Origin of the sequence: Kineosporia corallincola, from assembly GCF_018499875.1 — a bacterium.
Classification (GTDB): Bacteria; Actinomycetota; Actinomycetes; order Actinomycetales; family Kineosporiaceae; genus Kineosporia; species Kineosporia corallincola.
The window spans coordinates 70,510-84,012 of the sequence record NZ_JAHBAY010000008.1 but is presented as its reverse complement, the minus strand read 5'-3'; the positions used below and the strand labels follow the sequence as shown (position 1 = coordinate 84,012).

Sequence of the window (13,503 nt, the reverse complement as noted above, 5' to 3'; positions counted from 1 at the left end):
CCTTCTCACGTGTGGATCAGCCGGCTCTGATCAGCCGAGGCCGCCCAGGCCGTCGTCCTCGCCGTCGTCGCCACCGTCGTCGTCACCGGAGTCGTCGGTCGCGGTCGCGGTGGGCGCGTCCGTGGTCGCCGTCGGGTCTGTCGTCGGTGCGACGGTCTCGGTCGGGTCGGTGCTGGGCTCGGTGGTCTCGGTGGCGGTCGGGGCCTTGGCCACGGTCAGCCCCACGGTGCTGCCTCGTGCCACCGAATCGCCGACGTTGTAGGCGGCCTCGATGACGGTGTTCGGGCTGAGAGCCGTGGTCTCGCTGTAGGTGCGGGAAGCCTTCAGACCGACTGCGGCCAGGGCACTCTTGGCCTTGTTGTAGGTCATGTCCGAGACATCGGGCATGGTCACGTTCGACGAGGTGTATTTGAAGCTGACCGAGCTGCCCGGCTTCACGCTCTCACCCGAGGCGGGGTCACTGCTGACCACGATGCCGGGCGAGGTGGACTTGCTCTGCGTGATCTCTTGCGGGCTGGCGGTCAGGCCCTCGTCTTCCAGGGCCTGGGTGGCCTCGGAGACCGACATGTTGCTCAGGTCCGGGACGGTGGCGGTGTTGGCGTTCTTGCCGACGGTGAGCGTGATGGTGTCTTCGGTGGACACCGTCTCGCCCTCGCCCGGGTCGGACTTGGTCACCTTGCCGACCTCGTCGGCGTTGTCGGTCTCGACCTTGGTGATCTTGATGTTGTCTTCGGGGAACTGCCGGTCGGTGAGAGCCTTGATCGCCACGGCCTGGGCCGAGCCGACCACCTCGGGGACGGTGATCTCCGAGACCGTGGTGCCGTCGCCGTTCGCGTTGCTGGAGGGATCGTCGCCGCCGCCGAAGACGGTCTGGCTCAGGATGATGGCGATCACCACGATGAGCGCCAGCACCGCCGCACCGATCACCAGCGGCCTGCGGTTGTCCGACTCGGGCTCGTGGGAGCGCCGGCCGTACTGGTCCTGCTGGTACGGGTCGTACTGGTTCTGGCCGCCGACCGTGGTGGCCTGGTCACCGTACAGCGATGCGCCCTGCTGGGCCGCGTTCGGCACCGGCGGCATCGCCCGGGTGCCGTCGGCCGCCGGCATGAACTGGGTGGTGGCCTGCGAGCCGGTCATCGCCGGCATCGGCGCGTAGATCTGCTGGCCCCCGCGGGCGGCCTCGACGTCGGCGCGGAAGTCCTGGGCGGTCTGGTAGCGCTCGTCGCGGCCCTTGGCCAGCGAGTGCAGCACGATCCGGTCGACCGACTCAGGGATGCCGCCGACCAGGTGGCTCGGCGGGATCGGCTGCTCCCGCACGTGCTGGTAGGCCACCGAGACCGGGGAGTCACCCATGAACGGCGGGCGCCCGGTGAGAAGTTCGTAGAGCAGGCAGCCCGCGGAGTAGAGGTCGCTGCGGGTGTCGACCTGCTCACCGCGCGCCTGCTCGGGGGAGAGGTACTGCGCGGTGCCGATGACGGCCTGCGTCTGCGTCATGGTGGACGACGAGTCGGACATCGCCCGGGCGATGCCGAAGTCCATCACCTTGACGTCGCCGACCGGGGTCAGCATGACGTTGGCCGGCTTGATGTCACGGTGCACGATGCCGATGCGGTGGCTGTATTCCAGCGCCGTGAGCACCCCGGTGGTGATCTCCAGGGCGGCGTCGACGTCGAGGTGGTGGCCCTCGCCGAGCACCTCGCGCAGCGTGCGGCCCTCGATGTGCTCCATCACGATGTAGGGCAGGTTCACCACCGCACCGCTGGCCTCGACCATCGTGTCTTCGCCGGTGTCGTACACGGCGACGATGGACGGGTGGTTCAGGGCAGCGGCGGACTGCGCCTCGCGCCGGAACCGGGCCTGGAACGTGGCATCCCGGGCCAGATCGGTGCGCAGCAGCTTGATGGCGACGGTGCGGCCGAGACGAGCGTCGCGGCCGGCGTGCACCTCGGCCATGCCGCCGCGTCCGAGCAGCTCGCCGATCTCGTAGCGGTTGCCGAGCACCCGCACGTTGTCGTTCACCGGTTCCATCCTCGCGTCGTCCTGGCCGCGTCCATCATCCCCTGATCCCGACGCCCGTGACCATGCTCGCGTTGCTGTCTGCGAGTACGGACGAGGAGACGTGACCGGATCGCAACCCGGAGGTGTGCTGCGACCGGGTGGCGGCGTCGCCCCGCGATGCGAACAGCGCCACGATCACGACCAGCGCCACCAGGGCGATCAGTGCCGCCAGTGGCATCGACAGCCGACGCCGGCCGCCCCGCCCGGACGACGAGCTCTCCGCCGGGTAGCCACCGGACTGCTGCGACCGGCCGTGGCTGGCGCGCGACCGGCTGTTGCCCCGGGCCGCGCTGCGCGACGGGTAGTCGCCGGTGGAGCCCAGCGAGGAGAACGGGTCGTCTTCCTGCTGCCGGTCGTAACGGTCCTGCCGGTCGTAGGAGTCCTGGCGGTCGTACGAGTCCTGCCGGTCGTACGAATCCTGCCGGTCGTAGGAGTCGCCGCCGTACGCCGACCGCTGGTCGGAACGAGGCCGGCGGCTGTCGTCGTAGCCGGCGTACTCGTCGTCGTAAGCACCCTGCTGCTGCCGGTATCCACCCTGCTGCGGCGGCTGCTGACGGGCCTCCCGGCGGTAGCTGTGGTCCGGCGCCGGGGCGTAGCCGGAGTCGGCCAGCGGCCGGCCACCGCCGTCCCGGTCCTGCTCGCGCTGCCGCTGGTTGCGCGACTCCCACGCGGACGGGCGTCCACCGTTGCCCGGGCCACCGGCCCGGTCGATCGCGGCGTTGCGGCGCCCGGACTGCCCGTGCGTCTGGGTGTCGGCGCCGGGCGGCCAGTCCCCGCCGCCCCGGGGGGCCGGGGCCAGGTCGGGGTCGTGCTCCAGGTCGATGTCGGACGGGCGGCCGCCCGCCAGACCGCGCAGCCGGGCGTCTTCCATCAGCGAGGCCAGCACGTTGGCGCCCTGCGGACGCTTGGCCGGGTTCTTCGCCATCGCCGACATCACGATGCCGCGGATGTTCGCGGGGATGGTCTCGGGCAGCGGCGGCGGCTCGTCCTGGAGGTGGGCGGTGGCGACGGCGACCTGGTTGTCACCCTCGAACGGCCGCCAGCCGGTGAGACATTCGTAGGCCACCACGCCGAGCGCGTACACGTCGGACAGCGGTGAGGCGACCTCGCCGCGCGCCAGCTCCGGCGCCAGGTAGTGGGCCGTGCCCATCACCTGGCCGGTGGCGGTCAGCGGCTCGTGGTCACGCGGCCGGGCGATGCCGAAGTCGGTGACCTTGACCCGTAGCTCCGGCGTGATCATCAGGTTGGCCGGCTTGATGTCGCGGTGGATCACGCCGTGCCGGTGCGCCGCGTGCAGCGCGCGGGCGGCCTGCGCCACGATCGACAAAGTGCGTTCCGAACCCAGCGCGCCCTCGTCGGCGATCATCGCCGACAGCGGGTCACCGGGCACGAGTTCCATCACCAGGAACGCCGACCCGAGGGCCTCGCCGTAGTCGTAGACCGCGGCGATACCGCCGTGACTGAGTGCGGCGGCGGTGCGCGCCTCGGCCCGGAACCGGGCCTGGAAGTTGGCGTCCGGCGCCAGATCGGTGCGCAGCACCTTGACCGCGACCGGCCGGTTGAGCACCTCGTCGACGGCGGCCCAGACCTCGCCCATGCCACCGACGGCGATGCGCTCCTTCAGCACATACCGCTCACCGAACCGCTGACCCACGTTGGTGATCACTTGATCACCGCCTCCATCACAGCCTTGGCGATCGGTGCGGCGACCGTTCCGCCCCAGGCCTCGTTGCCGGCTTTACCACCGCTCTCGACGACCACCGCGACCGCCACCTGGGGGTCGTCCGCCGGGGCGAACGAGGTGAACCAGGCGTGCGGTGCGGCACCCTCGGCATTCTGTGCGGTACCCGTCTTACCTGCCACTTCGACCCCGCTGATCTGCGCGTTGGTGCCGGTGCCGTTCTGCACGACAGCCTTCATCATCTCGGTCAGCTCCTCGGCCACCTCGGGGGTGACCGCCTCGGACAGTTCCTCGGCGCCGGGCTCGGAGACGGTCTTGCCGTCTGCGCTGGTGACCTTCTTGACCAGGTTCGGGCGCATCACGACCCCGTCGTTGGCGATCCCGGCCGCGATCATCGCGACCTGCAACGGCGTGGTGCGGACGTTGTACTGGCCGATCGAGGACTGACCCAGGTAGGAATCGGCGAGTGCACCGTCGCTGAAGATGCTTTCGGTCACCCGCTGCGGGATGGTCAGGTCCTGGCCGAACCCGAACTTCGAGGCCTGCTCGGACATCGCCTCTTCGCCCAGATCGATTCCCAGCTGCGCGTAAGTAGTGTTGCACGACTCGACAAGTGCCTCGGTCAGCGTCGGGGAGCCGTCGGCGCACGGGGCGTTGGTGTCGTTCTTCAGCGTGGTCGAGGTGCCCGGCAGGGTGATGATCGCGTCGCCGATCAGGCCGTCGCTGGAGTCCGCGCTGTACTCGCCGCTCGACAGCGCCGCCGCCGAGGTGACCAGCTTGAAGGTGGAACCCGGCGGGTAGAGCTGGTTGATCGTGCGGTTGAGCAGCGGTTCCAGGTCGTCGGCGTTCAGCTTGGCGTACGAGTCCAGAGCCTTGTCGGTGTCGTGCTCGGCCAGGCTGTTCGGGTTGTACGAGGGACGGCTGACCATCGCCAGGATCTCGCCGGTCTTCGGGTTCAGGGCGATCACCGCGCCGCGCTGGTCACCCAGCGCGTCCCAGGCCGCCTTCTGCGCCTTCGGGTTGATCGTGGTCTGCACCGTGGCGCCGGACGGTTGTTCACCGGTCAGCAGATTGGTGAGGTTGCGGATGAACAGCTCGTCCGAGGAACCGGACAGGTACTCGTTCTCCGCGCCCTCCAGACCGGTGGAGTTGCCACGCACCGAGTAGTACCCGGTCACCGGGGCGTACATCGCGCCGCTGGAGTAGCTGCGCAGGTACTTGTACACGTCGTCGCTGGGCTCGGAGCTGGCGATCACCTTGCTGCCGGCCAGGATCTGACCGCGCTGACGGCTGCGTTCCTTCGTCAGCGACCGGGTGTTCCTCGCGTTGTCTTCCAGCGACGCCGCCGAGACCACCTGGATGTAGGTGACGCTGATGAACAGCGACGCGAAGAGCACGGTGATCACCGCGGCGAGCCGCCGGATCGGGCTGTTCACCGGACCACCACCGTTTCCTGATTGTCACCCGGACCGAAGCCGTCGCGGCGGTCGCCGTGGCGCTCCGGGCCGTCGTTCAGTTCGTCTTTCAGCTCGTCGGGCAGTTCGTCGAACGGAAGGTCGAAGAGCGGCCCGTCGCCGTCCACCTCACTGGCCGGACGCCGCGCCGAGTCCGAGATCCGCATCAGGATCGCGATGATCACCCAGTTCGCCAGCAGCGACGAACCACCGGCGGCCATGAACGGCAGGGTCAGACCGGTCAGCGGGATCACCCGGGTGACACCGCCGACGACGATGAAGACCTGCATCGCCACTGTGAAGGACAAACCTGTGGCCAGCAGTTTTCCGAAGCCGTCGCGGGCCCCGATGGCCGTGCGGATGCCGCGCTCCACGATCAGCGCGTAGATCAGCAGGAGGGCGAACAACCCGGTCAGGCCCAGCTCCTCGCCGAGCGAGGCGAAGATCATGTCGCTCTCGGCGTAGTAGTTGGTCTGCGGGCTGCCCTCGCCCCAGCCGGTGCCGAGCAGACCGCCGCTGGCCATGCCGAAGATGCCCTGCACGATCTGGGTGGCGTTGTCGATCATGTCCGGGTCGAACGGGTGCAGCCAGTAGTTGACCCGGTTCTGCACGTGCGTGAACACCTTGAAGGCGGCCAGGGCGCCACCGACGAACAGCAGCAGGCCGATGAGGGCCCAGCTGCCGCGCTCGGTGGCCACGTAGAGCAGACCGACGAACATGCCGAAGAACAGCAGCGAGGTGCCCAGGTCGCGCTCGAAGACGAGCACGGCCAGGGTGACGCCCCAGGCAGTGAGCAACGGGCCCAGGTCTTTGGCCCGGGGCAGCTGCACGCCGATCACCTTGCGGCCGGCCAGGGACAGCGAGTCCCGGGCGGTGACCAGGTATCCGGCGAAGAAGATGGTCAGCAGGATCTTGGCGATCTCGGCCGGCTGGAACGAGAACGGGCCGAGGCCGATCCAGATGCGGGCGCCGTTCAGGTTCTTGCCCAGGAACGGCACCAGCGGCAGCAGCAGCATGAACAGACCGCCGGCCATGGCCACGTAGGTGTAGCGGCTGAGCAGCCGGTGATCACGCAGCCAGACCACGATGACGATGGCCGCGACCACCCCGAGCGTGCTCCACAGCAGCTGCCGGAACGCCTGCGACTCGCTGAACGACAACCCCTTGGCCAGGTCGAGCCGGTGGATCATCACCAGGCCCAGGCCGTTGAGGAGCATCGCCATCGGCAGCAGCGTGGGGTCGGCATAGGGCGCGAACCTGCGCACCGCCAGGTGCAGCACCAGGGCCAGCCCGCCCAGACCCGCGCCGTAGCCGAGCATCCCCGGCGGGAGCGAGCCGTCGATGGCCAGGCCGACCAGGGCGTAGGAGCCGATGGCCAGGCCGATCGCCACGGCGATCAGCAGGGCCTCCATGTTGCGGCCGGTGCGCGGTGCCGCAGTTGTCGCGGCCGCCATCAGCTGTCCTCCCCGCAGTCCGACGTGGTGTTCCCACCACCCGGCGTGGACGTCGTCGTCGGGGTCGGTGTCCCCGTCGAGGTGCCGGTTCCGGTGGTGTTGCCGACCAGCTCGATACCGGCCTCGGTGTCGCTGACGGTGCCGTCGGCGTTGGCCGACTTGTCGGTCGACTTCTCGGTGGCCTTCTTGCCGGCCGCCTTGGTGGTGGTCGGGTCGGGCGTCGGCGTCTCGGTCGGCGTGGGGTTGGCCTGAGCCTCTTCCTCGGCCGCGGCGGCTGCCTCGGCGTTGGCGATGCACTGGGCCTCGGCCCGCAGGCCGTTCACGGTGGACTCGGCGGCGGCCTTGTCGTCGGCCGGGATGCCGGCCTTGACCTTGGCCTGGCTGCTCTCCGACAGGCCGCTCACCGGTACGTCGGAGGCGCGCGAGTCGACGCTCTTCAGGTCGATCGGGCCGACCTTCGTCTTCAGGCCCTTGAAGACGGCCACCGAACCGGAGTCGGCACCGACGAAGTACTGCCCCTGGCTCCAGCGGTAGGCACCGAACCCGCCACCGCCCAGCAGGATGAGCAGGACCAGCGTGAACACCCCGATGCGCAGGCCGCGCTTCGGGTTGTCCTTGCGGCCCCGGCCGCCGCGCCGGCGATCGCCCGGCGGCGGCTCCTCCTCCTGGCGCGACCCGTTCTCGTACCGGTCGTACTGGTCGCCGTACTCCCCGTACTGGTCGCGGTAACCGTCGCGGTACGGCTGGCCGTACTCGTCGCGGTACTCGTCCTGGTAGTCGTCGGCGTACAGCTGCTCGGCCGGGTGATCACGCTGGTCGTAGTCGCGGACCACCGGAATCGGTGCCGTGGAGGTCAGCTCGGCCGCTCGTTCAGCCGCGGATCCGCCGAATCCGACCCGCGGCTGGGGATGAAGAGAGGCGGCTCCGACGATCACCGGCTCGATGCTCACGGGAGAGCTCACGGAGTCGACCACGTCGGCCACGATGCAGGTGACGTTGTCGGGGGCACCGCTGCGCAGGGCCAGCTGGACCAGCTGGTCGCAGGTGCTCGCCGGGTCTTTCCCGAATGCCAGGGTCTCTTCGATGGTCTCGAAACTGACCACGCCGGAGAGCCCGTCGGAGCACAGCAGGTACCGGTCACCGATGCGCGCGTCGAGCGTGGTGAGGTCGGGTTCGACGTCGTCCATCACGTCGCTCAGCACCCGCATCAGCACCGAGCGCTGAGGATGCTGCTCGGCCTCGGCCAGCGTGATCCGCCCGTCGTCCACCAACCGCTGGACGAACGTGTGGTCGCGCGTGATCTGGTCGAGCCGGCCGTTGTGCAGCACGTAGGCCCGCGAGTCACCGATGTGCGCCAGGGCCAGCTGACCGCTGCCGGCCCGCAGGATCGCGGTGACCGTGGTGCCCATGCCGGACAGTGCCGGCTCGTCCACCACGCGTGCTTCCAGCTCGTGCTGGACGTGCCGCAACGACTCGGTCAGCTCGTCCAGCGCGGCCTCGAGCCCGTGCTCCAGGTCGTTCAGCGCCGCCATGTTCCCGATGGCCAGGGACGACGCGATGTCACCGCCCGCGTGCCCGCCCATACCGTCCGCGATGATCAGCAGGCTGGGTCCGGCGAAGCCGGAGTCCTGGTTGTTGGACCGGACCAGGCCGACATCGGAGCGCGCCGCGTACCGCAACGCGATCGCCATGTCTTACCTCCGCAGCTCTAGGACGGTACGCCCGATCCGGACCTGTGCTCCGGGGGCGATCGGTACCGGATCCTGAACGCGGTTGCGTCCCAGAAAGGTCCCGTTGGTTGATCCGAGATCCTCGACCATCCACTGCCCGTGCCGCAACGACAGCCGGGCATGACGGCCCGAGGCATAGTCGTCGTCGAGCACCAGCGTGCTCTCCGGGGCGCGTCCGATCAGGATCGGAGCCTGCCCCAGCGGGATGGTCGTGCCCTTCAGTGATCCCGCCGTGACGACCAGTGTGGTCGGCATCGGTGGGGCCTCCGGCTGATGGGACGGCTGGGATCTGCCGCCCGGTATCGGACCACCGCCCCCGGCCATCGCCGGTTGCCGGCGGCTGACCCTGGCGCTGTTGAACAGGTCGCGGCGCAGAACCGCCACGACCGAGAGAACCAGCAGCCAGAGGATTGCGAGAAAACCCAGCCGGAGCAGGGTCAGCGTGAGCTCGCTCATCGCGGTTTCATCACCATGATCCGAAGCGGACGACGAGGGTGCTGCGGCCGATCTTGATCTGGCTGCCGTCGACGACCTCGGCGGTACTGATCCGCTCGCCGTCGACGAAGGTGCCGTTCGTTGATCCCAGATCGGCAGCGACCAGGCGGCCGTGTTCGACGCGGACCTCGGCATGTCGCCGGGACACACCGATGTCGTCGACGATCACGTCTGCCTCGGTGCCGCGGCCGATCACGGTGACCGCCGCGGTAATCGGGTACACCCGGCCGTCCACTACCAGGGACGGGTGATCGGGCTGCTGCTGTTGATGCTGCACGGGCGGGGGCCCGTAACCCGCTGACTGCTGCTGCGGGCGGGACATCGCCTGCTGCTGCGGGTGCGGCTGCTGGGGGCGGGTGCCCCGGGTGGTGCTGCTCCGGACCAGGAAACGGCCGGTGTCGAGGTCGTGCGCCTGCTCGAACCGGACCGTGATCGGCCCGACGAAGGAGTACTCCTGGCTGTCCGCGTGCTCGGCGATCACGTCGCGCAGTTCTTCGCTGAGCGTGGCTTCCCACTCGCCGAGGCGTTCGTAGTCACTCGTGCCGAGGTCGACCACGAAGGTGTTCGGCGCGAGGGTGCGGCCCCGTGCGACCACGGTGGCGCGGTCGTCGAGCTCGCGGCGGAGGACGCTGGCGATCTCGACCGGCTGCACCTCACTTCTGAAGGCCTTGGCGAAGGCGCCGTTGACGGCGCGCTCGATGCCCTTCTCCATCCGGTCGAACATTCCCACGGCTACCTCCTCCCGGTCCGGTGGATGACTGCTGATCCTCACAGATCCTGCCGCAGTCACGGTCGCTTCACGACCGGTCCGGTGCTCGGGCTCCGTGACAGCCCCCCGTCGCGGACAACGGCTGAGAGGCGCGCCACGATCCTCGGCACGGGTCCAGTCACCTCCAGCGTATCCGCGAGCCGGTCCGGCCCGTGGATGTGACGGGGGCCGGAGATCGACACCGATTATCCCCAGATGCCCGGCTCGTCACCGACGGCGGCCCCGGGCGCGGGGGCGGTGGTCAAGGGGGCCCCGCAAATCGTGCTAGCGTTTGGACCGCACCAAGGAGCAACACCAAGAAACACCAGCAGTACCAGCAACAAGCGCGAGTGGCGGAATAGGCAGACGCGCACGGTTCAGGTCCGTGTGCCCGAAAGGGCATGGGGGTTCAACTCCCCCCTCGCGCACCGTCGAACGAAGACCCCCGGAGATCATCCGGGGGTCTTCGTCTTGTCGTGTCAGCTGTGCCCGCCGGGGCACAATTTTCTTCCCGGCCGAGAGGAACGTCACGCCGGCCGACCGGTCATGAGAAATCGTGATGCCGGACAGGATGCCCGCGAGCCAAGGTGATGTCGGCGGCGGGCAGGTCGTGGAAGCGGTCGAGGTCTCAGGTCGACCGGTCCCGGATCCCGGGTAATAGGCGGGCGACCCGGTGCAGGACGGAGGCTGGTGGCCGGGACGAAACGCTGCCCGGGGTGACCCAGGTCGGCTGTCAGAACCGGGTCCGTGCCCGGTCCTGCCGCCGGGTCTGGAGATGGGCGTGGGCGGAGCGAAGCTGCCGCACCACCTGGGGATCCAGGCCCAGGGTGCGGCTGAGCAGTGCGTCGTCCACCAATTGGGTCGCCTCGGGCAGCCGGAACCGGGCCAGGGCCGAGGCCACCTGGGGCCGGATCGCCTCCAGGGCCGGCGCGGCGTCGCGCAGCAGGTCCGGCGAGGGCAGCGGCAACTGCTTGGCCTCGCTCGGCTCCAGCTTGAGAAGTCCACCTCCGTAGGATCTTCCGACCGTCTCGGCGCCGAGCAGGGTGACCGAGCTGAGGGCGGCCAGCGGCAGCAGCCGGGCCAGGGACGGGTCGTGCAGGTAGATCCCGTGCACCGAGTTCAGGTGGTGCGCCCGGGCGGTGTTGGCGACCAGTCGCGGCGCGTCGGCGTTCATGTAGGTGAGCAGCAGGTCGGGCGGCTCGGGCAGCCGCACCTGCCACCACGGCGTGCGGATGCGGCACTTGTAGGCCTCGTGCACGCCCTGCGCCTCGCCGGAGCGGACGTAGGCGACGGCGGCCGGGGAACGCTTGAGGTCCGGCCGGAACAGCAGGGTGGCGGCGCCGTCCGAGCCCAGGTCGGCCAGGGCCTCGGCGGTGAACTCCAGATCCCGCAGGTGCGAGCTGCCGGGCGGGGAGAGCGGCAACAGGTCGGCCGGGCCCAGCCCGAGGCCGGCCGCGCGCTCCGGGGTCAGGGCGAAGTAGCCGTTGTTGCCCGTGACGATGCCGAGCGTGACCTTGCCCCAGTCGTCGAGCACCCCGAACGCCGGGCCACGCAGTAACTGGTCGAAGGCCCGCAGCGGCTCGGCCGGGATCAGCGCGGGCGTCCACTTACGGTCCGGGGCGGTCACCGTGAACGACTCGAAAATCGGCTCGGTGGGCAGGGTCTCGAGCTCAGCGGCATTGTGCACCTGAAGCGTCTCGAGATGTCCCGAGCCGGACCGGTAGCCGTCGGCCAGCAGCAGCACGATCTCGGCCACCACCTCGGGGAAGACCCGCTCGGTGAAGGCGACCAGCCGCACCTGGGCGAAGTTCTCCAGCAGGAACCGGCGCACCGGCGCGGCGTAGTTCACGCTGAGCAACTCGGCCGGCAGCACCAGGCCGAGCCGCCCACCGGGGCGCAGGAATCCGGCGGCGTGCACGGTGAACGCCGCCCACGACGAGGCCAGGCCACTCAGCGCCACCCCGGCCCGGCGGGCCGCGGCCTGGGCCCGCATCCGGTCGGCCCCGGTGAAGTCGTGGTAGCGCACGTACGGCGGGTTGCCGATCACCGCGTCGTAGTCGCCGGTCGGGTTCAGCGTGAAGAAGTCGGCGGTGGTGACGCCGGCCTGGATACCGGTCGCGGCCAGCGCCGAGCGAGCGGCGTCGGCCGAGGCGGGATGCAGCTCGACGCCGTCCAGAAGCCACTCCGGACCACCGAACTCGGCTGCCGCGAGCAGAAAGGCGGCCTCTCCGGAAGCCGGCTCGAGCACGCGGCCGGCGGGTCCGCGCAGGGCCCACCGGGTGACGTAACCGGCGATCGGGGCGGGGGTGAAGAAGGCGCCGCGGGCCTTGCGGGCGGGTGCGGTCACCGGCCGGCTCGCTGGGCCCGCGCGCAGGACGCGCCGCCGGAGCAGGCCTCGGCCCGGCGCAGCACGGCCTTGAGCCGCCGCAGCCGCTTCTTCGACACCGAACCGGCAATGTTGTTCAGCTGGTGCGGATCCCGGGTCATGTCGTAGTACTCCTGCTCGCCGCCCCGGTAGAGCACGTAGAGCCAGTCCTTGCCCCGCATCGCCTCGTAGTCCGGTGGATTGCCGCCGGCCGGCAGCGGGTAGTCCGGGTCCTTCCGGTTCGTCACCGGCCCGTGGTGCTCGACCAGCACGAACTGCCGGCGGGACGAGCCGCCCCGCCACAACGGGGCCAGGTTCTGCCCCTCCACGTGGGCCGGTACCCGTGCCCCGGCGAGAGCGCCGAAGGTGGGCCGGACGTCGATGTTCGAGGCCAGGGCGTTTACCGTCTGCCCGGCCGGCACGTCCGGCCCGACCACCACGAACGGCACCCGGATGTCGGTGTCGAAGGCCGTGGTCTTGCCGCTGGTCAGCGCGTGTTCGCCCATGTGGTAACCGTTGTCGGAACTGAACACGAGGTAGGTGTTGCCGGCCGTGCCGGTGGCCTCCAGCTGCTGGCGCAGGGCCGCGACCATCTCGTCCACTGCCTGCACCGCCTGGGCCCGCAGCCGGAAGTCGCGGTCCATGCCCGCCCGGTCGCGTGCCGTCAGCCGGTACCGCTTCAGCCACGACGGCGCGTTCCGGGTGGTCGCGCCGTAGGCCCGGGTGCGGGGCGCTTTCAGCCCGGCGAACTCGTTGGCGTGCCGCGGCGCCGGGATGTACGGCGCGTGCGGCATGAACGGCGCGATCTCCAGCATGAACGGCTGGTTCTCGGCGGCGGCGCGGCGGATGAAGTCCTGGCCCAGCCCGGAGAGCACGTCGGTGATGTAGTCGCCCGGGCCGGTGCCGTGGTGCACCACCTGGCCGGTCTGGTTCAGGTTGTAGTCGAACCCGTTGTAGCCGTAACCCGCGACCGCCCACTCGTTCCACCCGGGTGGCACCGGACGCGGCCTGCGCGGGGTGCCGGGCTGGTACTGGTTCAGATACTTGCCCATCATCGCGGTGCGGTAGCCGGCCTTCTGGAGATCGGCCGCCATCGTGTCACGCTCCAGGCCGCGCGCCTTGAAGGTGAGGTATCCGCCGTCGTCACCGACGTTCCGGTAGATGCCGGTGCTGTGCGGGTAGCGGCCGCTGAAGATGGAGACGCGGGACGGGCAGCAGAGCGAGTCGGTGGCGAAGTACCGGGAGAACGTGGTGCCCTCACGCTGCATCTGCCGCACCGCGGGCAGGTATTTCAGCAGGTTCATCGACAGGTCGTCGGTGAGCACGAACACCAGGTTGGGCCGGTTCGGGTCCTGCGCGGTCCGGGTGGGGCGGGCATCGGCGTCCGGGGCCGGGGCGGAACAGGCCGGCAGCCCGGCCAGCAGCACCGTCAGCAGCACAGCCGGTGCGATCGTCACGACCCTGAGGCATCCCACGCGCAGTAGTTTCCCGGTTGCCGGCGTTCCCGCGCGGCTGGGC

The 13,503-nt window shown here is 70.0% G+C and carries 9 protein-coding genes and 1 tRNA gene; 1 reads left to right on the top strand and 9 read right to left on the bottom strand.

Going from position 1 to position 13,503, the window contains the following annotated elements; all coding sequences use genetic code 11:
• Positions 1-30: 30 nt before the first annotated feature.
• Genes pknB through KIH74_RS19795 form a run of 7 tightly spaced genes read right to left on the bottom strand, consistent with a single transcriptional unit; the run spans position 31 to position 9,596 of the window.
• Positions 31-2,028 carry a Stk1 family PASTA domain-containing Ser/Thr kinase gene (pknB, locus tag KIH74_RS19825; RefSeq protein ID WP_281418031.1) on the bottom strand — a complete coding sequence of 666 codons (1,998 nt, stop codon included), beginning with the start codon at positions 2,026-2,028 and terminating at the stop codon, positions 31-33.
• 25 nt (positions 2,029-2,053) lie between these two features.
• Complete coding sequence (locus KIH74_RS19820) at positions 2,054-3,724, bottom strand: protein kinase domain-containing protein (protein WP_214157496.1); 1,671 nt, start codon at positions 3,722-3,724, stop codon at positions 2,054-2,056.
• Positions 3,721-5,175: a peptidoglycan D,D-transpeptidase FtsI family protein gene (locus KIH74_RS19815; RefSeq protein WP_214157495.1), complete on the bottom strand. Its 1,455-nt coding sequence runs from the start codon at positions 5,173-5,175 to the stop codon at positions 3,721-3,723. The genes KIH74_RS19820 and KIH74_RS19815 overlap by 4 nt, the downstream gene beginning before the upstream one ends.
• Positions 5,172-6,647: an FtsW/RodA/SpoVE family cell cycle protein gene (locus KIH74_RS19810; RefSeq protein WP_214157494.1), complete on the bottom strand. Its 1,476-nt coding sequence runs from the start codon at positions 6,645-6,647 to the stop codon at positions 5,172-5,174. Before KIH74_RS19810 ends, KIH74_RS19815 begins: the two co-directional genes overlap by 4 nt.
• Entirely contained in the window at positions 6,647-8,338 is a 1,692-nt protein-coding gene (locus tag KIH74_RS19805; protein WP_214157493.1) for a PP2C family protein-serine/threonine phosphatase, read from the bottom strand. The genes KIH74_RS19810 and KIH74_RS19805 overlap by 1 nt, the downstream gene beginning before the upstream one ends.
• Positions 8,339-8,341: 3 nt before the next feature.
• Positions 8,342-8,833, bottom strand: a complete 492-nt coding sequence (locus KIH74_RS19800) for an FHA domain-containing protein FhaB/FipA (RefSeq protein ID WP_214157492.1) — start codon at positions 8,831-8,833, stop codon at positions 8,342-8,344.
• A gap of 10 nt (positions 8,834-8,843) precedes the next feature.
• Positions 8,844-9,596, bottom strand: a complete 753-nt coding sequence (locus tag KIH74_RS19795; protein WP_246572760.1) for an FHA domain-containing protein — start codon at positions 9,594-9,596, stop codon at positions 8,844-8,846.
• A 368-nt stretch (positions 9,597-9,964) separates the two neighbouring features.
• Here KIH74_RS19795 and KIH74_RS19790 point away from each other — a divergent pair.
• Positions 9,965-10,048 (top strand) — tRNA-Leu (locus KIH74_RS19790).
• 305 nt (positions 10,049-10,353) lie between these two features.
• Here the strand turns inward: KIH74_RS19790 and KIH74_RS19785 are convergent.
• Both KIH74_RS19785 and KIH74_RS19780 read right to left on the bottom strand, forming a co-directional pair.
• Entirely contained in the window at positions 10,354-11,967 is a 1,614-nt protein-coding gene (locus tag KIH74_RS19785; RefSeq protein WP_214157490.1) for an Eco57I restriction-modification methylase domain-containing protein, read from the bottom strand.
• Positions 11,964-13,442, bottom strand: coding sequence for a sulfatase family protein (locus KIH74_RS19780; RefSeq protein WP_214157489.1), 1,479 nt, complete (start codon positions 13,440-13,442; stop codon positions 11,964-11,966). The genes KIH74_RS19785 and KIH74_RS19780 overlap by 4 nt, the downstream gene beginning before the upstream one ends.
• Positions 13,443-13,503: the final 61 nt, after the last annotated feature.

What these genes read in the sequence shown, in the direction of transcription:
- KIH74_RS19805 (WP_214157493.1), bottom strand. Translation starts at nt 8,338, where the DNA reads ATGGCGATCGCGTTGCGGTACGCGGCGCGCTCCGATGTCGGCCTGGTC.
- KIH74_RS19810 (WP_214157494.1), bottom strand. Translation starts at nt 6,647, where the DNA reads ATGGCGGCCGCGACAACTGCGGCACCGCGCACCGGCCGCAACATGGAG.
- pknB (WP_281418031.1), bottom strand. Translation starts at nt 2,028, where the DNA reads ATGGAACCGGTGAACGACAACGTGCGGGTGCTCGGCAACCGCTACGAG.
- KIH74_RS19795 (WP_246572760.1), bottom strand. Translation starts at nt 9,596, where the DNA reads ATGTTCGACCGGATGGAGAAGGGCATCGAGCGCGCCGTCAACGGCGCC.
- KIH74_RS19800 (WP_214157492.1), bottom strand. Translation starts at nt 8,833, where the DNA reads ATGAGCGAGCTCACGCTGACCCTGCTCCGGCTGGGTTTTCTCGCAATC.